This is a genomic window from Gymnodinialimonas phycosphaerae (genome assembly GCF_019195455.1).
GTDB lineage: Bacteria > Pseudomonadota > Alphaproteobacteria > Rhodobacterales > Rhodobacteraceae > Gymnodinialimonas > Gymnodinialimonas phycosphaerae.
In genome coordinates this window covers 3,761,277-3,777,313 of the sequence record NZ_JAIMBW010000001.1, presented here as the reverse complement: position 1 = coordinate 3,777,313, position 16,037 = coordinate 3,761,277, and the positions used below count along the sequence as shown (strand labels likewise).

Sequence of the window (16,037 nt, the reverse complement as noted above, 5' to 3'; positions counted from 1 at the left end):
GAGATCACGAGATGAAAAAGGACCTGCATCCCGAGTACCACGTGATCAACGTGAAGATGACCAACGGTGACATCGTTGAAATGCGCTCGATCTGGGGCGCTGAAGGCGACACGCTGGCGCTCGACATCGACCCCACGGTGCACCCCGCCTGGACCGGCGGCGGCGCCCGTCTTCTGGACACCGGCGGCCGTGTGTCGAAGTTCAAGAAAAAGTACGAAGGTCTGGGCTTCTAAAAGCCTTTGGACATGTCGGAATGAAAGCGCCGCTCCCTCCGGGGGCGGCGTTTTTTGTTGTGCTGGCGGGCGTCATTGTCAGACGCCGCGCGTGGGGCGATGTGGGGATTGAGTTGTATCTGGCAAGATGAAGGGAGGCGGAGCGCGCGGCGGCTGGCGTCAGGCCTCGCCTTGGCGGCAGGCCGTTGCGATCGCCGCCAAGTGGCGCATATCGGTGCCGCAGCATCCGCCGAGAACGCGGATCTGTGTGAACCTCTGGCGCAGGGCCGAGAGTTGCTGTCCAAGTTCCGCCGGGTTGCCGTCGTCGAGCGTTTCGGCGTTGTCCAGTTCTTCGTGGCTACAGCGCGAGGCATTGGCGACCAGACCGCCGATGCGGTCCATCCAGGGGGCTGCGTGGAGGGTATCGGTGAAGTGATCGGGGTGGGCACAGTTGATCATGTAGTAGGCGGGGGTGCCATCGGTCTTCGCGTCGACCTGGGTTATGGCATCGGGCAGGGTCATGCCGGTGGGCAGGCGGCCGTCGCGTTCGACGGTGAAGGCGATGACAACGGGGAGGTCATGGGCCCTGGCCGCGTGCGCGATGCCGATGGCCTCTGCCGCGTAGGCCAGCGTGTAGGCGCTGACCATGTCGGGCGGTGTCTGCGCCACGGCGGCGATTTGCTCGGCGTGGTAGGCTTCCGCCTCGGGCACGGTCATCTGCGCGTCCGGCGCATAGGCATCCGAGCGGGGGCCAATGTTGAGGCTGAGGCAGAGGGGCACGTCCGGGGCCCCGGCTTTCGCCTCTGCCATACCGGCCACGGCATCGCGGTTGATCTGCGCCAGGTGCTCTGGCCCGTAGCCCAGGGGCGCCGCACGGTCGCGGTTCGCGACCCAGGTGGGGCTTTCCAGGATGACGCCATGGCCGGACCTGCGCCCCAAGGCGATCATGTCGTCATAGTAGCGGCGCAGAAGGGCGCGCCCCGCAGGTGTTTCCACCATCGGGAAAGAGGCAAATCCCGGCAACTCATGGCCGTGGGTGAAGATCAGGTCCGTCTCCATGCCAAGGTAGGCGAGAAACAGGTCCGGTGTCGCGGGCAAGCCCCTCATGCGGCGAAGCCCTGAACCGGGGCCGCCTTGGCAAACAGCGGACGGCGCGTGGCCGCCGCGCGGCGGGCCTCCTGCTTGGCGCCGCTGCGCATCAGGCACAGAAGCCACGTCAGTTCCAACAGGTCCCGCTGCGCCTTCGACCCACCCAAGCGCGCGTGGTCGGCCATCACCGGCGTCAGATCCTGCACCGCACCCGCCCAGTCGCCGCGCGCCACTGCGCCCCAGGCCCGCGCCACAGGCTGCACCAGTTCGGCCGCATAGCCCTTGGAGGCTTCGGTGAGTTTGGCCAATGCCGCCCCCTCGCCCGCCATCGCATGGGCCAGCGCCGCGTGCATATCGGCGAAGCTTTGCGTCGGGTTGGGGAAATACTGCGTCGCATAGGCGCTGAGCTTGCGCCAATCTTCGGCCTCCACCGCCGCCCCGGCCATCTCTGCCCGCCAAAGCAGCGCCGCCCCGTCGGTCAACACATTGATCGGCAAGGCGTGGCTCGCCTCAGGGGCAATATCGCGGCGGTAATGGCCCCACATCGCGTCCCAATCGCCGTCCTGCAACGCCCAAAGCGCCTGATGCCATGACAAATGCCCGTGCAGCACCGCCTCGGGCGCGTAGCCGTCCATCCAATCGTCCAGATAGGCGCGCCCCTCTGCGGTGCGCCCCTCCTCATACAGGGCGTGGGCCTTGAAGTGAGAGCCGTTTGCATTGGCGTTGTTGCGGGCCAGCGACGCCTCCATCATCTCCAACGCGGCACCCGTCTGGCCCACTTCCGTCAGGGACAGCGCATGCATCGACCCCATCCACCAATCGTCGCCATAGTGCGGCAGCAGCGCGCCGGTGTAGGCCAGCAGCGCCGCCTCGCGCCCCGGTTCGCCGGAAAACCCGATCAGCCCGAAGATATTGGTGCAGACCTGCGCCACCATGGCGTCGCGGGGGTGGTCCAGCACGTGGGCCTCCACCGCCGCGCGCGCCTCAACCGGTTTGCCTGCGAACAGCAGGTCGAACATGGCGATATGGGCTTTCTCGCGCTCTGACACGCCGTCTGCCAGCGCCGTGGCGCGTGCCATCAGTGGCTTGATCGCGCCCATGTCGCCCGCATACATCGCCGCACGGGCCGCGCCCACATGGGCCAGCGCAAAGCCCTCATCCGCCGCAATGGCCTCCGCGAAGGCGGCTTGCGCGCCCTCGGTCGCGGCCAGAATGTGGTCCACACCCACGTCGTAGGCGGTGGCCGCAGCTGCGCTGGATGTGCTCAAGGTGTTCCCATAGCGGTCCTGCTGCATACCCGTGCCCTCCTGCGCGTTGCGGCAAAAGGGTCGCACGGACAAGGCGATCCGTCCAGCAAACTCGGCTTTGCGCTTAACAATGCCGTCGCGCGCGGCCTATATACGTGCAGGACGGCCCAATTGAAACGAGGCCGCACGGCAGCAAAGCGGGACACAGGCATGGCGCATATCATTGTTCTCGGGAACGAGAAGGGCGGTTCAGGCAAATCCACCACTTCCATGCACATCGCGACGGCGCTTGCGCGCTTGGGCCATGTGGTCGGCGGGCTTGATCTGGACCTGCGGCAGCGCAGCTTCCATCGCTACCTCGACAACCGCCGCGCCACGGCCGAGCGCAAGGGGCTGGACCTTGCCTGCCCGCTGATCCTCGACCTACCCGATGCCTCGCCCGAGGATCTGCCCGAAGGCGTCAACATCTACGACCACCGCCTGTCCGCCGCCGTGGCCGAGCAGGAAAGCCGCTGCGATTTCATCGTCATCGACTGCCCCGGCAGCCACACGCGCCTGTCCCAGGTCGCCCACAGCCTTGCCGATACCCTCGTGACGCCCCTGAACGACAGCTTCGTGGATTTCGACCTTCTGGCGAAGATCGACCCGGAAACCTATGCCCTCAAAGGTCCGTCGGTCTATTCCGAGATGGTCTGGCACGCCCGCCAATTGCGCGCGAAAGCAGGCCTGCAACCCACCGATTGGGTCGTGGTTCGCAATCGCCTGCCCGCGCAACAGATGCACAACAAGGCCAAGATGGGCCGCGCGCTGGAGGAACTCTCCAAGCGCATCGGCTTCCGCGTCGCCCCCGGCTTCTCCGAGCGGGTCATCTTCCGCGAGCTTTTCCCCACCGGCATGACCCTGCTGGACCTGCGCGACATGGGGGTGGAACGAATGAACATCTCCAACGTCGCCGCCCGCCAGGAATTGCGCGATCTGATCACCGCCCTGAACCTGCCCGGCGTCACGCCAGACTTCTAGACGCTTGCGCCTTCCCTACCCGACCGCGTATGCGATGGCGGCACGCAGGGCGTCGGAGGGAAGACATGCGCAAGGTTCTGGATCGGTTAGTACGACCTTTTGGGCTAAAGGTCATCAAGGCCCATCAGGCCGAGATGGTATATCAGCACGACTACAGCGGCGGCTATGACGAGTATCGTGCCACTCAAATCCATCACAACAAGCGCAAGTTGGAAAATGTCTGGGCCGATGACATCACCCTGTCTGCGATCGCCGCTGACCTGAAAGCCCACGGTCTTGGGGCGACGGGCGTGTGCCACGGCGCGCGCAACGGGTACGAGGTGGAATGGCTCCGCAAGGAATTGGATGGCGACGTTATCGGCACCGACATCTCGGACACCGCGACGCAGTTCCCCAACATGCATGTCTGGGATTTTCAGGACGTGAACCCGGAGTGGGCCAACAAGTTCGACTTCATCTACACCAATTCGCTGGATCAGGCGATGGAGCCACAACGCGCCCTCGAGTCGTGGGTGCAACAACTGACGCCCAAGGGCCGCATCTATATCGAACACACCATGGCCCATTCGCCCTCTGGTGCGGGTGAAATGGACCCGTTCGGAGCCCATCCCATGGCCATGCCCTACCTGTTGTTCACCTGGGGCCGTGGCCTCTACAAGCTGGCCGATATCCTTGAGGTGGGCGAGAAGCAGAACAACCGCATGAAGGCCTGGGTGTTCGTGGTGGAACGCGCCTAGTCGTAGCGCAGCTCGGTCGCCTTGCCGCGGAAGATCACGTAGGCCAGAACGGAATACCCGGCGATCACCGGCACCACGAAGCAGGCACCCACAAGGATGATCAGCAGGCTTTCGGGCGCGGCGGCGGCCTCGTAGATCGTCAGCCGCTCGGGCACCACGTAGGGGTAGAAGCTGTAGGCCAGCCCCACATAAGCCAGTGAAAACAACCCCGTCGCCACCGCAAACGGTTGCCACGACCGCACATCGCCCGCGAACGGCATTTGCCGCACCATCCGCCAGAGCCACGCGACCAAAAGGCCCGAGATGATCGGGATCGGCGCCAGCCATAGCGCCTCGGGAAACTGCAACCAGCGGTCAAAGATCCGCACCGACACCAGCGGCGTCGCCAAGGATACCGCGCCGATGCCAAGGATCACGCCCCAAAGGCTTTCGCGCGCCCACCGGACCGCGCGTATCTGCAACATGCCCTCCGTCTTGTGGATCAACCACGTCGCGCCAATGAAGCTGTATCCCACCGTCAGGAACACGGCCGTGAGGCCTGCGAAGGCGTAGGTGGCCCATGTCTGCTCCAACCCCATGATGTAAAGCCCCAGCATGAAGCCTTGGGACAAGGCCGTCATGGTAGAGCCCACGAAGAACAGGTTGTTCCACAACGCCTTGTGTTTCGCATGGGCCTTGGCCCGGAACTCAAACGCCACGCCGCGCAGGATCAACCCGATCAGCATGAGGAACACCGGCAGGTACAGCGCCGTCAGGATCATCCCGTGGGCCGTGGGGAAGGCCACCAGAAGCAGCCCCACCGCCAGCACCAGCCACGTCTCGTTGGCGTCCCAGAACGGCCCGATGGAGCCGATCATGCGGTCCTTTTCCACATCTCCGGCGAAGGGAAACAGGATGCCGACGCCAAGGTCGAAGCCGTCCAGCACCACGTAAACAAGGATCGAGAACCCCATCAGCGAGGCAAACGCCCAGGGCAGCCACTCGGCGGGGTTTGCGAAATCAGGGAACATCAGATCACTCCGCCGGTTGCAGCATGGCGACCTGCGCCTTGCCCGAATGGGACATGTCGATCGCGCGGCCATCGTCGCCCCGCGCGGCCTTGCGCGCGAGGTAGACGATAACGCTGATATAGGCGAACAGCAGCAGGCCGTAGACCACGAGGTAGCCAATCAGCGTCCCGGCGACCATCGGTGCGGGCACATCGGCCACGGCCATCTCGGTCGTCATCACGCCCTGCACCAGCCACGGCTGGCGGCCGATCTCGGTCGTGTACCAGCCCGCCAGCGTGGCAACCCAGCCGCTGAAGGCCATCGGCACCAGCGCCCAGAAGAACGGCTTGGGCAGGCCCTCCACCGCCAGCCAATGGCCGGCAGCCGGGTCGACATGCATCCGGCGGCGCTTCCACATCATGAAGACCGTGGCCCACGACAACAGCAGCATCGCGACGCCCGTGCCGATCATCGTGCGGAACGACCAGAACACCGGCAGGACGGGCGGATGCATCACCGTGCCATCCTCGGCCACGAAGTCGTTCAGGCCCTGCACGACGCCGCCCGCATGGTGCGTCAGGATGATCGAGGCGAGGTTGGGGATCGCCACCTCGAACCGGTTCTCGCGCGCCGCCTCGTCGGGGATCGCGAACAGCAGAAGCGGCTGGTTCGGGCCGGTTTCCCAGATCCCTTCCATCGCGGCGATCTTCTGGGGCTGATGCTCCAGCGTGTTCAACCCGTGCATATCGCCCATGTAGATCTGCACCGGGATCAGGCAGGCGCCGATGGTCACGCCCACCTTCAACGCCGTGCGCGCATCGCGCGACCGATCGCCGATCAACCAGCGGAACGCCGAGACGCCCGCGATCAGGAACGCCACCGTCAGGCCGCTTGCCAGCAGCATGTGGGCAAAGCGGTAGGGCATGGAGGGGTTGAAGATGATTGCCCACCAATCGGTGGCAAAGGCCACGCCGTCCACCATCTCGAACCCCTGCGGCGTGTGCATCCAACTGTTGAGCACGATGATCCAGAACGCCGACACGGTCGTGCCGAACGCCACAAGGAACGTCGCCAGCATGTGCAACCAAGCGGGCACGCGAGAGAACCCGAACAGCATGATGCCGACGAAGGCGGCTTCCAAGAAGAACGCTGTCAGCACCTCGTAGGCCAGAAGCGGCCCCGCGATATTGCCGACGGTTTCCATGAAGCCCGGCCAGTTAGTGCCGAACTGGAACGACATGGTAATGCCGCTGACCACGCCCATGGCGAACGACAGGGCGAAGACCTTCACCCAGAAGCGGTAGATGTTCATCCACTTCTCGTCGCCGGTCTGCGCAAAGCGCACCCGGAAGAACAGCAGCACCCACCCCAGTGCGATCGTGATCGTCGGGAACAGGATGTGAAACGAGATATTGGCCGCGAATTGAATGCGGCTGAGAATGAGGGCGTCGAGGGCTTCCATATTCTGTGTCCTCTTACTTGCGTTTGGTCAGGGCGAAAGCGCCGCTGGTCTTGTCGATCAACCCGGCAATCTTGCTGCCCAGGGTCATCATCTTCACAAGCCGTTCGGTCTCCAGCTTCTCCATGTCGTCGTAGAAGCCGGTCATCAGCTCGATCATTTCGCGAAGTTCGGCGATGCGCGCCTCGGCGTAGTCGTCGCCTTTGGGCCCGGTCATCTCCAACTCGCGCAGCTTGGTCAGGGTCGGGTCGATCTCGCGCTTCTTGCGCTCGGCGATGAGGATGCGGGTGATTTCCCACAGATCCTCGGGCGTGGTGAAATAGTCGCGGCGGTCACCGGGGACATGGCGCAACCGCACGAGGTTCCAGGCCTGCAACTCCTTCAGCCCCATCGAGGTGTTCGAGCGGCTGACCCCCAGCCCATCGGTGATCTGCTCCGCGTTCAGCGGCTTGGACGACAGGAAAAGCAGGGCATAGATCTGCCCCACGGTGCGGTTGATCCCCCACCGGCTGCCCATTTCGCCAAAGTGCAGGACGAACTCCTGCTGTAGATTCGTAAGGTTCATGTGCCACCTTCTCGCGTCGGACATCAGTCATGTCGGACATTTCAGTAATTTCTGAAATTGAAGTAACTCTTGCAGGTGCAAAGGCAACGCAGATCGGTGCGACATTCTGGTCCCGTGCCGGTTTAGGGGCGTTTAACAACGTTTAAGGCGCCTCTTAAGGACGTACAAGACCGGGTCCGGCCATAACGGGTGCATCAGATCACATCCAATAAGGACCCCGTCCCATGGCCACGCTTTCAACCAACACCACCCAGATTTCCGCCCGCCCCTTGCTTGCCGCCCTCGCGCGTCTGGCCCAAAACCTCAAGCCGACGCCCAAAACGGCGCAACAGCTTCTTGCCGCCCAAAGCCGCCACGAAGCGGCCCGCGCCCGCGTCGATCATCTGCTGCGTTAGTCTGGAAACCCGCAACCCGTCAGCGCGTCACAGATCAGCGCGTGATAGGCTGCACTGTGCTGCGGACGCGTGCTTCGGAACGTTGAAACCGACATATCAGGCACTCTGCGGCGCAACCAATCCGCCATCTCCTGCGCCTCTTTGCGCCGCCCCAGCGCCCAATAGGCACCGATCAACCCGATCTGGTTGGACGCGAATTCCGGATACTCCGCCCGCGCCTGTTCGTACAAAAGCACGGCCGCCTCCAGATCGCCCTTCTGCATCAGGGCATTGGCGATGCCGCAGTTGATGACCGCGATATGGGGGTGCAGCGGGCTCAACCGCTTGGCGCGCTCAAGGCTGGCAATCGCGGCATCGTCCTGGTTCATGTAGACATGGACCCAACCCAGCAGCATTGCGACCGTGCCCGAGTTGGGGTTCAGAACTTCGGCACGCTGCAAGGCGGCCAGACCCTCCTCATAGGCGCGCCCGATATAGGCGATGTAATGGCCCGCATAGCACAGAGCCAACGGGTCATTGGTTCCCGAATCCAGCACCTGCCGCGCTTGTGGCAATGCGGCCTGCGCCTTCTCAAACGTCCAGAACCGCGTCGCAAAGGCCGCCGTATGGGCGTAACAGACCAACGCTTTCGCCTGTAGGTAGTCTGGATCAAGTTCCAACGCGCGGTGCAGCAAATCCAACCCATCGATCAAGTTGTGTGAGGCGTTCAGTTTCCAGACCATGGGGGCCGCGCGCAGGCACAGCTCATAGGCGCTCAGGCTGGCTGTTGGTTTGCCTGTGGCACGCACCGCCTCCGCCCAGATCAGCTTCGGCTCCAACGCGCCCGCCACGCTTTCGGCCACCCGGTCCTGGAGGTCGAAAATATCGCCCATCTCACCGTCAAAACGGTCCTGCCAGATCATACGGCCCGTCTCGGCCTCCACCAGTTGGGTGAAGATCCTGATCCGGTCGCCCGCCGCCTGAATGCTGCCCTCCAGCACATAGCGCACGCCCAATTCCCGGCCGACCTCCGCCAGATCCACCGCGCGGCCCTTGTAGGTGAAGGTAGAGGTCGAGGACGTCACGAAGAACGACCCCACCCGCCCCAGGGCCGAGGTGATCTCGGTGACGATGCCGTCCACCAGATATTCCTTGTCGGCGCTGCCGGTGAGGTTCGCGAAGGGCAGAACCGCCAGCGAAGGGATGGCGGGCACCGCTGGCCCCTCCACCACCACGGGCGCGGCACCCATGGTCAACCGATAGCCGACGCCCGGCACCGTCTTGATCGCCTCGCGCCCCAGCGCCTTGCGCAACCCGGTGATCTGCACCGACAGGTTGCCCTCTTCCACCACCATGCCCTGCCAGACATGGTCCAAAAGCTCCGCCTTGGACACGACGCGGTCCGCGTTGGCGTGCAGGTAGGCCAGCACATCGAACGCCCTCGCCCCAAGCACCACGTCTTCCCCGTCAAGCGTTACGCGCCGTTGGTCCTCGAATACCTCAAGCTTCATTTGCCGGGGCCGCCGCGTTGCACAAAGGGTCCCGCCAGCGATGCATGGCAAGGGGAGGCCTGTCAAACTTGATCGCTACCCTGCCGCCGCCAGGGCCAGACCATCGACCACCGCCGTGAAAGCGTTGGAGCGCAAGACCGTCGCGCGTCTGCACGTCACCTGCGCCTCCTCGGCGATGAACCCCATCAGGCTGGAGCCGCCCACAAGGATGATCCGCCCGATGTCCTCGCCATCGACCCCGGCCTGGGCCAGCGTCTCGGCCATCGCGTCGCGCAGCAGGTCCCGCGTGGGCGCCAGGACGGCGTTCAACCCGCCGCGGTCCAGCGCCACGTGCATACCCCGTTCCACCATGCCCATGTCGATCGCGGCACCCGCCCCGCCGTCGTTTGCAGCGATCTTTCCGCGTTCCACCGCGAAGGCCAGTTCGTGGCCCAACTCCAGCTCCAGCACCTCTTTGAAACGGTCCATGGCGGCCTTGTCGACCGCGTGGCGGGCCATGTCGGCAACCAGGCGGCGGGTGTCCTGGGTGTAGAGGAACGGGATCTGCGCCCAGGTCGACAGCTCCACGTAGGGCGCGCGGGGCACCGGCAGAAGGCCCGCGCCCATCGTGCGGCGCAGCTTTCCGCCAAGGCCCAACACCGGCATCGCGTGGGCCATGGAGACGGCATGGTCAAAGTCCGTGCCCCCCAGACGGATGCCATGGCTGGCCAGAATGCGGAACCCATTGCCCCCGCCCTCGAACACCGAGAAATCCGAGGTGCCGCCGCCGGTATCCACGATCAGGCCCATGCCCCCGCCCATTCCCTGGCAGGCAATCGCGGCGGCCTCTGGCTCGGGCAGGAAATCCACGTGGTCGAACCCGGCGGCATGATAGCAGCCCCGCAGGTCAGCCTCTGCCTGCGCATCGCGGGAGGGATCGTCGCTGTGGAAATGCACCGGACGGCCCGACAGGGCGTGGGTAAGGACAAGGCCGGTCTGCGCCTCCGCGCGCGCGCGGATCACCGACAGGAACGCCGTGATCACCTCGGCCACCGATCGCCTGCGCCCGCTGATCAACCGCGTCTCATGGACCAGCGGCACGCCAAGGATGCTCTTGAGCGCCCGCATGTAACGCCCCTCTTCCCCATCGATCAGCGCCTGCGCGGCGCTTGTGCCGATCTGCATCCGTCCGCCGCCTTCGGGGAAGAACACCGCCGTCGGCAGGGTCGCTTCACCGTCCTCGACCGCGATGCGCACCAATGCGCCATCCCGGATCAGGGCGGCGGCAGAATTGGAGGTTCCGAAATCCACGGCCAAGGTGGCGGGCTTGGTGGCGGGCTGGATCACAGGAGGTCTCGAACGTCAGGGATGGGCCAAGCGGCGTAGCCGAGTTTCCGTGATCCCGCAACCCGGCCCGCAACCCGACCCGCCCCTTGTTCAATGGGCCTCGAAGAAACTGATAACCGCCTGCGCAATCATGGCGTGCTCTGCGCGCCGTGCATCGGTGCCGTCTTCGCAGACCATCGTATCATCCGGCTCTTCTTCCCGCAGGATGTCCAATCCCTGCGCCGTGCAAACCCCAAGGAAGTCAAAATGCGCGAGGGTCTCGGGCTCCAGATACGGCGTGCCCTCCGGTAACATCTCGACCAAGGCGCGAGATTCCAGATCAAGATTCAGGCCCGAGTTCGCAATCGGCGCGCCGATCACCAGCATCGGCGTCTCGATGGTGGCGAAGCTTTCGGGCGCAAACGCCTGCGTGCCGCCAAGGTCGAACACCGCGATCCCGGCAAGGCGCGGATCGGAGCAATCCTGTGCAATGGTCACGCGATCCGCCTCGGACTGCGCCACGTCCCACATCGAAAGGATGCCGCAGACCAGGTCATCGGCGCCGTCAGCGCAAAAGGCATCGATCCGCGCCGGGTCATAGCGCGCACCCGCCAGCATCACTGCCGTCAGACCGCCCAACGAGTGGCCCGCCATGTAGATCCGATCCGGGTCCACCTGCGGGCCGACCGCAGCGTCAGCAAGGATATGATCGATGGTCCGGGTGATGTCCCGAGGCCGCTCCCACATCTCGCGGGCATCGTCGGGGTCGCGCAGGAAGGTGGAGGTGCCGGGGTGGTCGATGGCGGCCACGATATAGCCCGCCTGGGACAGCTCGGCTGCCAGCCACGCCTGATTGCGGGCGTTGCCGTACATGCCGTGCGACAGGACAACCAGCGGCCTCAGCCCCTCGGCAGGGGCGGCATGGGGGATCACGCGAATGGCTTCCCACACAGCATTGCCGTGGGCGCGGACCAGGCCGTCCTCGGCCTCGGTCGGATACCACAGGAAACCGTCCAGCGGGCGGGCGTCATCGGCAACGCGCAGCTCCATCAGGCCGGTGCGGAACACCTCGGTGCCGTGGGCGGCGGTTGAAAAGGCGGCGGCGGCAAGAACGGCGGCGGTAAGGATTGGCGTTTGGCTCAGCATTGGGTAGTCTCCGGGATTGGGTGGATGATGGCGCTGAATGTCACCACATTCCCCTTGAAAACAACGGGTTGAGCCCTCGCATCGCGTCCCGGATCCTGATGCAGGACACCCCTGGCGCGATAAAGGACACCCCCGCGCGCGATTAAGGACACGAAGCGACCCATGCAGGCCCTGCCGCTCCCGATCCTCAGCTTCGTCCTGTCCGCTGCCGCCTGCGTGATGATCTGGCGGCTAGAGGTCGGCAGCGCCCTTGCGCGCGGCCTGTTCACCGCCGTCTTCGCCCTGATCGCCGCCACAACGCTGCTGACCGGCCTGCGCTTCGGCTATGGCGTCGAAAGCTTCGCGCCCGTGCAACGGGTGGTCCCGCTTTTCATCGGGCCGCTGATCTATCTGGGCTTCCTCGCCTACACCCGCCCGCCTGCGCAAATGCGCCGCCCCATCGTGCTGCATCTGTCGATTTGGGCCATCGTGGCGGTCCTGCCGCAGGTCATACCCTCCGTCCGGGTCGGCTATGATGCGGCCATTGCGGTCAGCTATCTGGTCGCCGCCATCGGAATTCTGCAGATATGGAGGCGCGGGGCCGACGCGCTGGCGCTGGCCCCGTTGGAGCTGACACGCGGCTTGCGGGTGTGGATGCTGGTGGCCGCGTCGATGCTGGCGGTGATGTTGGTCTTCGACGCGGCCATCGCCGTCAGCTTCGCCACCGGTCAGCGGGAGGAGGCTTTGACGCTGATCTCGGCGGGCTCTGTCGTTTCGGCCCTGGGCCTGCTGGCCGCGATCATCAGCTTTTCCAATCGCCGCACGCCCGAGGCCGCAATCAGCCCGCCCCCCGCCGCCCCAACCGCCACCGTCCCGGATGAGGCCAGGCAACTAGAGCACCGCACCAAAGAGCTGTTGGTCGACACGCGGCTGTTCCTTGATACCGACCTGACGCTGGACCGTTTGGCCAAGCGCCTGCATGTCCCCGCCCGCGCCCTGTCGGAGGCGATCAACCAGACCCAGAATATGAACGTCTCGCAATACGTGAACAGCTTTCGCCTGACCCACGCCGCGCAGTTGCTGGCGACGACGGATCTGACCGTCACCCAAGTGACCGAACACTCCGGCTTCCTCACCCGATCCAATTTCTACCGAGAGTTCGAGCGCGTCTTCGCCATGTCCCCAACGGCATATCGCAAGGCGAAGAAGTCCTAATCCGACACCCACTCAAAGGCATCGCCCTTGGCACGGATCCGCCCGATGGACGGCAGCTGGAAGTGCGTCCCCAGGATGCGCGCGCCGCTGTCCGACACCGTCTCCAACAAGTGCCTGCGCGAGGTTACGGCCTGTTCTGCATCAGCATCATAGACGAAATGCCATTCGGGATAGGCGCATTGCGGCGTGATGTGCAGCGCGTCGCCGGTGATCACTGCCTCTTGCCCGCACGACCGGATGCGCACGCTGACGTGGCCGGGTGTGTGCCCCGGTGTCGGGATCAGGTCGATCAGATCACCAAGCTTGTGATCCGCCGTGACCTGCTCGGCCTGACCCGCCGCGATCACCGGCAGAATGCTTTCGGCGTAAGAGGCGTGGGGCTCGGGCATAGCCTCGTACATGGCGATATCCGCGCCGGGCATCAGGTAGCGGGCGTTGGGGAAGGTCGGCACCCAGCGCCCGTCGACCTTTTGCGTGTTCCAGCCGATGTGATCGGCATGCAGATGCGTGCACATGACGTAATCCACATCGTCCGGCCCGATCCCCGCCGCCATCAGCGCCGCCATGAACCGCCCATCCGCGCGCATGTGCCAATCCGGGAAGGTGGCGGTCTTGTGGTTGCCGACACAGGCGTCGACCAGCACGATCGCGTCGGGCGTCTTCAGCACGAACCCCTGCACCGGCAGGATCACCCGGCCCGTGTCCGCCTGGATCACGCCGGGGGCCAAGGCCTCGATCACCTCGGCCACGTCCTCACCCGCCGTGGGGAACAGCGACGTCGCCTCCCGGAAAGGGCCGTTCATCTCCAGAATACGCCAGACCTCGACGTCACCGATTTTGCACAGCATGCGCGCGCTCCCTTGGTTGAGGGGTCAGGCTACACCGGAATGCCGCGCGGGCAAGTGTTCGCCTTCGCGGACCACGCCGCTTATGGTGTTGGCAACCGCTTCGATTCCAAGGACTCACCCCCATGTCGCTTAATCCCCTGACCCTTGGCGCCCTTGTCGCCGATGCCGCCGCCATGGGCCTGCACTGGATCTACGACCAGCAACAGATCGCCCGCGTCGCCCCGCACGAGCCCGAGTTCCGCCAGCCCTCGCTCGCCCATTACGACAACGTCAAAGGCTACTACGCCCATCCCACGCGCCGCTCCGGCGACCAGTCGCAATACGGAGAGCAGGTCCTTGTGATGCACCGCTCGCTTGTGGACGGGGCCTATGACCACGCGGCTTACGCCCGCGCCTTCCACAACCATTTCGGCTATGGCGGGGCCTATGTGGGCTACATTGACCGCGCCACCCGTGAAAGCCTCAACAACGCCATCGGGGTGGAGGATCTGACGACCGCCAAGGGATCAGACGATGTGCAACTGCCCGCCATCGCCAAACTGCCGCCGCTGGTCGCCGCGATGCTGGACGCCCCGGATAAGGCGTTTTTCGCCGCCGTCGACAGCGCCGTCGCCGTCACCAACGAGAACGAGACATCGCGTGAATATGGCCGCATCGCCGCCGCCATGATGCGCGCCGCAGGGCGCGGCGCGTCCGCCGAAGAGGTCGTTGCCGCAGGCCGTGCGCAAGCCGGGTCCGAGGCCGCCGCCCTGATCGATGAGGCGGCGGGAATGACAGGCACCTCCTCCAACCCCGTGGCCGAACACTTTGGCATGGCCTGCTATCTGACGTCAGGCCTCCCCGTGGTCGTGCACAACATCCTGTTGTCCCAAAGCTTCGCCGAGGCCGTGCGCCGCAACATCTACGCCGGCGGCGACACCTGCGGCCGCGCGATCCTTCTGGGCGCCGTCATGGGTGCGTTGCATGGGGAAGGGACCGAAACGGGCATCCCGCAAAAATGGGTGGGGTATCTGACGGCGGATCTCAGCGGCTGACCCAACTAGCCTTTCAGATCGCCTTGGTGACGACCAAAAGCACGACCAACGCCACAAGGCACAAACCCGCAGGAAATACGTACCGTGTCGCCTTGTCCGGGTGCGACCCGTTTTCCCACGCCTTGCGGCGCAAGCGTCCTGTGATCATCCCGTGAAGACCCGACAGGATCAACACCAGAAAGATCTTCGCCGACAACCAGGGTTGGCCGAACCAGCCCCCCTGGATCGCGATGGTCAAGCCGAACACCCAGACCAGCAACATCGCGGGCGTTGTGACCCGGCGATCAAAGGCGGTGATCGCGGGAAGCGCCGCGGGCGACGGGGTGCGCAGGCTCATGGCGGCCACGGTCATGCCTGCAATCCAGACAATCACCGAGACGATGTGAACGGTTTTTGCGATGTCATAAAGCGTCATGTGTCCTCACCTGCGAACCCTCGGGCCAGCCATCTTTCGTTGACGAACCCCGCGAACGGGATCATCGCCCCCAGAACCAGCCGACCCGCCCCCCAGCCGTTGACCAGCCCTTCCGCCCAGGATCGGATCACGATCCAGATGAAAAACAGGAAGACGATCCCGTGGATCGGCCCCATGATCGAGGTCGCGGCGGGGATATCAGCCAGTCGTTTGAGCGGCATGGCGATGCAGATCAGCGACGCCAGCGTGACCGCCTCTGCGAAGGCAGCATAGCGCAGCTCTTGCGCGCCGGTCATTCCACCTCGCGCAGCATAGCTTCAATATGGGACACGCGCTTTTCCAAGTCCCGGTTCTGTTCGGTCAGGGCGGTCAGTCGGACGTCGATGTCCGTACTCCGCGCCGCTTCGGCCCGGTCGCGCAACAACTGCGCGCCGTATTTCATGGCAAAGATCACCAGGATCACCAGGAGGATGATAATCGTCATGGTGAATGGCATCGTGCTGCGCTCAAGCATCAAAGTCTCCATCTTTTCGGGTGGCAGGGGACTCGGACCCTGCTTGTGTGTCGGCAATCGCCGCAGGTGTCAGGGGGAGATCGAAGGACACGATCTGGAAAAAGTTGGCAGACTTGCCGTTGTCCGCCGTGCCCGTCTTGCTGGTCACAAGTTGCGCGTCCTCCAGCTTGCGCAAGTGCATTTTCAGCAAAGGGCGGCTGATACCCGCCGCGCGGGCAAGCTCGCTCACGTAGTGCGGGCCGTGCTGATGAAGGCGGGCCACGATCCACAAACGCACCGGATTGGCCAAGGCCTGTAGCTGAGGAAGGAGTGTGTCAGAACGGATCATACCTGCGCATCCTATTGCGTCATATTTTTCTTACATGTTATATTTTTCTT

19 protein-coding genes are annotated in these 16,037 nt (G+C 64.5%); 6 read left to right on the top strand and 13 right to left on the bottom strand.

Annotated elements, in window-relative coordinates; all coding sequences use genetic code 11:
* Positions 1 to 11 precede the first annotated feature (11 nt).
* Positions 12 to 233, top strand: coding sequence for a 50S ribosomal protein L31 (rpmE, locus tag KUL25_RS18900; protein ID WP_068363886.1), 222 nt, complete (start codon positions 12 to 14; stop codon positions 231 to 233).
* A 159-nt stretch (positions 234 to 392) separates the two neighbouring features.
* Here the strand turns inward: rpmE and KUL25_RS18895 are convergent, their stop codons facing one another.
* Complete coding sequence (locus KUL25_RS18895) at positions 393 to 1,319, bottom strand: homocysteine S-methyltransferase family protein (protein ID WP_257894314.1); 927 nt, start codon at positions 1,317 to 1,319, stop codon at positions 393 to 395.
* Positions 1,316 to 2,596 carry a tetratricopeptide repeat protein gene (locus tag KUL25_RS18890; RefSeq protein ID WP_257894313.1) on the bottom strand — a complete coding sequence of 427 codons (1,281 nt, stop codon included), beginning with the start codon at positions 2,594 to 2,596 and terminating at the stop codon, positions 1,316 to 1,318. Before KUL25_RS18890 ends, KUL25_RS18895 begins: the two co-directional genes overlap by 4 nt.
* Positions 2,597 to 2,758: 162 nt before the next feature.
* Between KUL25_RS18890 and KUL25_RS18885 the strand changes: the two genes are divergently transcribed.
* Positions 2,759 to 3,568: a division plane positioning ATPase MipZ gene (locus KUL25_RS18885; RefSeq protein ID WP_257894312.1), complete on the top strand. Its 810-nt coding sequence runs from the start codon at positions 2,759 to 2,761 to the stop codon at positions 3,566 to 3,568.
* Between the two features lie 65 nt (positions 3,569 to 3,633).
* Entirely contained in the window at positions 3,634 to 4,305 is a 672-nt protein-coding gene (locus KUL25_RS18880) for a methyltransferase domain-containing protein (RefSeq protein WP_257894311.1), read from the top strand.
* Here the strand turns inward: KUL25_RS18880 and KUL25_RS18875 are convergent.
* The 3 genes from KUL25_RS18875 to KUL25_RS18865 are packed head-to-tail and all read right to left on the bottom strand — an operon-like array spanning position 4,302 to position 7,318.
* Positions 4,302 to 5,315, bottom strand: coding sequence for a cytochrome d ubiquinol oxidase subunit II (locus KUL25_RS18875; protein ID WP_257894310.1), 1,014 nt, complete (start codon positions 5,313 to 5,315; stop codon positions 4,302 to 4,304). The genes KUL25_RS18880 and KUL25_RS18875 overlap by 4 nt on opposite strands.
* A gap of 4 nt (positions 5,316 to 5,319) precedes the next feature.
* Complete coding sequence (locus tag KUL25_RS18870) at positions 5,320 to 6,756, bottom strand: cytochrome ubiquinol oxidase subunit I (protein WP_257894309.1); 1,437 nt, start codon at positions 6,754 to 6,756, stop codon at positions 5,320 to 5,322.
* Between the two features lie 13 nt (positions 6,757 to 6,769).
* Complete coding sequence (locus KUL25_RS18865; protein WP_257894308.1) at positions 6,770 to 7,318, bottom strand: GbsR/MarR family transcriptional regulator; 549 nt, start codon at positions 7,316 to 7,318, stop codon at positions 6,770 to 6,772.
* Between the two features lie 224 nt (positions 7,319 to 7,542).
* Between KUL25_RS18865 and KUL25_RS18860 the strand changes: the two genes are divergently transcribed.
* Entirely contained in the window at positions 7,543 to 7,713 is a 171-nt protein-coding gene (locus KUL25_RS18860) for a hypothetical protein (protein ID WP_257894307.1), read from the top strand.
* Here the strand turns inward: KUL25_RS18860 and KUL25_RS18855 are convergent.
* The 3 genes from KUL25_RS18855 to KUL25_RS18845 form a co-directional block, all read right to left on the bottom strand.
* Positions 7,710 to 9,203, bottom strand: coding sequence for a winged helix-turn-helix domain-containing tetratricopeptide repeat protein (locus tag KUL25_RS18855; RefSeq protein WP_257894306.1), 1,494 nt, complete (start codon positions 9,201 to 9,203; stop codon positions 7,710 to 7,712). The two genes, KUL25_RS18860 and KUL25_RS18855, sit on opposite strands and share 4 nt — an antisense overlap.
* A 75-nt stretch (positions 9,204 to 9,278) precedes the next feature.
* Complete coding sequence (locus KUL25_RS18850; RefSeq protein ID WP_257894305.1) at positions 9,279 to 10,529, bottom strand: Hsp70 family protein; 1,251 nt, start codon at positions 10,527 to 10,529, stop codon at positions 9,279 to 9,281.
* A 90-nt stretch (positions 10,530 to 10,619) separates the two neighbouring features.
* Positions 10,620 to 11,654 carry an alpha/beta hydrolase family protein gene (locus tag KUL25_RS18845; RefSeq protein WP_257894304.1) on the bottom strand — a complete coding sequence of 345 codons (1,035 nt, stop codon included), beginning with the start codon at positions 11,652 to 11,654 and terminating at the stop codon, positions 10,620 to 10,622.
* A 162-nt stretch (positions 11,655 to 11,816) separates the two neighbouring features.
* On the opposite strand from KUL25_RS18845, the gene KUL25_RS18840 reads away from it, so the two are divergent.
* Positions 11,817 to 12,848, top strand: coding sequence for a helix-turn-helix domain-containing protein (locus KUL25_RS18840; protein ID WP_257894303.1), 1,032 nt, complete (start codon positions 11,817 to 11,819; stop codon positions 12,846 to 12,848).
* On the opposite strand, the gene KUL25_RS18835 is transcribed toward KUL25_RS18840, so the two are convergent.
* Complete coding sequence (locus KUL25_RS18835; RefSeq protein WP_257894302.1) at positions 12,845 to 13,696, bottom strand: MBL fold metallo-hydrolase; 852 nt, start codon at positions 13,694 to 13,696, stop codon at positions 12,845 to 12,847. The genes KUL25_RS18840 and KUL25_RS18835 overlap by 4 nt on opposite strands.
* Before the next feature lie 122 nt (positions 13,697 to 13,818).
* Between KUL25_RS18835 and KUL25_RS18830 the strand changes: the two genes are divergently transcribed.
* Positions 13,819 to 14,730: an ADP-ribosylglycohydrolase family protein gene (locus KUL25_RS18830; RefSeq protein ID WP_257894301.1), complete on the top strand. Its 912-nt coding sequence runs from the start codon at positions 13,819 to 13,821 to the stop codon at positions 14,728 to 14,730.
* A gap of 13 nt (positions 14,731 to 14,743) precedes the next feature.
* Here the strand turns inward: KUL25_RS18830 and KUL25_RS18825 are convergent, their stop codons facing one another.
* Genes KUL25_RS18825 through KUL25_RS18810 form a run of 4 tightly spaced genes read right to left on the bottom strand, consistent with a single transcriptional unit; the run spans position 14,744 to position 15,987 of the window.
* Positions 14,744 to 15,145, bottom strand: a complete 402-nt coding sequence (locus KUL25_RS18825; protein ID WP_257894300.1) for a CopD family protein — start codon at positions 15,143 to 15,145, stop codon at positions 14,744 to 14,746.
* Positions 15,142 to 15,441 carry a DUF3817 domain-containing protein gene (locus KUL25_RS18820; RefSeq protein WP_257894299.1) on the bottom strand — a complete coding sequence of 100 codons (300 nt, stop codon included), beginning with the start codon at positions 15,439 to 15,441 and terminating at the stop codon, positions 15,142 to 15,144. Before KUL25_RS18820 ends, KUL25_RS18825 begins: the two co-directional genes overlap by 4 nt.
* Positions 15,438 to 15,659, bottom strand: coding sequence for a hypothetical protein (locus tag KUL25_RS18815; protein ID WP_257894298.1), 222 nt, complete (start codon positions 15,657 to 15,659; stop codon positions 15,438 to 15,440). The genes KUL25_RS18820 and KUL25_RS18815 overlap by 4 nt, the downstream gene beginning before the upstream one ends.
* The gene (locus tag KUL25_RS18810) at positions 15,652 to 15,987 is read right to left on the bottom strand and encodes an ArsR/SmtB family transcription factor (protein ID WP_257894297.1); all 336 of its coding nucleotides are present in this window, start codon (positions 15,985 to 15,987) and stop codon (positions 15,652 to 15,654) included. Before KUL25_RS18810 ends, KUL25_RS18815 begins: the two co-directional genes overlap by 8 nt.
* Positions 15,988 to 16,037 lie beyond the last annotated feature (50 nt).

What these genes read in the sequence shown, in the direction of transcription:
- KUL25_RS18895 (WP_257894314.1), bottom strand. Translation starts at nt 1,319, where the DNA reads ATGAGGGGCTTGCCCGCGACACCGGACCTGTTTCTCGCCTACCTTGGC.
- rpmE (WP_068363886.1), top strand. Translation starts at nt 12, where the DNA reads ATGAAAAAGGACCTGCATCCCGAGTACCACGTGATCAACGTGAAGATG.
- KUL25_RS18880 (WP_257894311.1), top strand. Translation starts at nt 3,634, where the DNA reads ATGCGCAAGGTTCTGGATCGGTTAGTACGACCTTTTGGGCTAAAGGTC.
- KUL25_RS18820 (WP_257894299.1), bottom strand. Translation starts at nt 15,441, where the DNA reads ATGACCGGCGCGCAAGAGCTGCGCTATGCTGCCTTCGCAGAGGCGGTC.
- KUL25_RS18825 (WP_257894300.1), bottom strand. Translation starts at nt 15,145, where the DNA reads ATGACGCTTTATGACATCGCAAAAACCGTTCACATCGTCTCGGTGATT.
- KUL25_RS18810 (WP_257894297.1), bottom strand. Translation starts at nt 15,987, where the DNA reads ATGATCCGTTCTGACACACTCCTTCCTCAGCTACAGGCCTTGGCCAAT.
- KUL25_RS18890 (WP_257894313.1), bottom strand. Translation starts at nt 2,596, where the DNA reads ATGCAGCAGGACCGCTATGGGAACACCTTGAGCACATCCAGCGCAGCT.
- KUL25_RS18875 (WP_257894310.1), bottom strand. Translation starts at nt 5,315, where the DNA reads ATGTTCCCTGATTTCGCAAACCCCGCCGAGTGGCTGCCCTGGGCGTTT.
- KUL25_RS18855 (WP_257894306.1), bottom strand. Translation starts at nt 9,203, where the DNA reads ATGAAGCTTGAGGTATTCGAGGACCAACGGCGCGTAACGCTTGACGGG.
- KUL25_RS18830 (WP_257894301.1), top strand. Translation starts at nt 13,819, where the DNA reads ATGTCGCTTAATCCCCTGACCCTTGGCGCCCTTGTCGCCGATGCCGCC.
- KUL25_RS18860 (WP_257894307.1), top strand. Translation starts at nt 7,543, where the DNA reads ATGGCCACGCTTTCAACCAACACCACCCAGATTTCCGCCCGCCCCTTG.
- KUL25_RS18815 (WP_257894298.1), bottom strand. Translation starts at nt 15,659, where the DNA reads ATGCTTGAGCGCAGCACGATGCCATTCACCATGACGATTATCATCCTC.
- KUL25_RS18865 (WP_257894308.1), bottom strand. Translation starts at nt 7,318, where the DNA reads ATGAACCTTACGAATCTACAGCAGGAGTTCGTCCTGCACTTTGGCGAA.
- KUL25_RS18845 (WP_257894304.1), bottom strand. Translation starts at nt 11,654, where the DNA reads ATGCTGAGCCAAACGCCAATCCTTACCGCCGCCGTTCTTGCCGCCGCC.
- KUL25_RS18835 (WP_257894302.1), bottom strand. Translation starts at nt 13,696, where the DNA reads ATGCTGTGCAAAATCGGTGACGTCGAGGTCTGGCGTATTCTGGAGATG.
- KUL25_RS18870 (WP_257894309.1), bottom strand. Translation starts at nt 6,756, where the DNA reads ATGGAAGCCCTCGACGCCCTCATTCTCAGCCGCATTCAATTCGCGGCC.
- KUL25_RS18840 (WP_257894303.1), top strand. Translation starts at nt 11,817, where the DNA reads ATGCAGGCCCTGCCGCTCCCGATCCTCAGCTTCGTCCTGTCCGCTGCC.
- KUL25_RS18885 (WP_257894312.1), top strand. Translation starts at nt 2,759, where the DNA reads ATGGCGCATATCATTGTTCTCGGGAACGAGAAGGGCGGTTCAGGCAAA.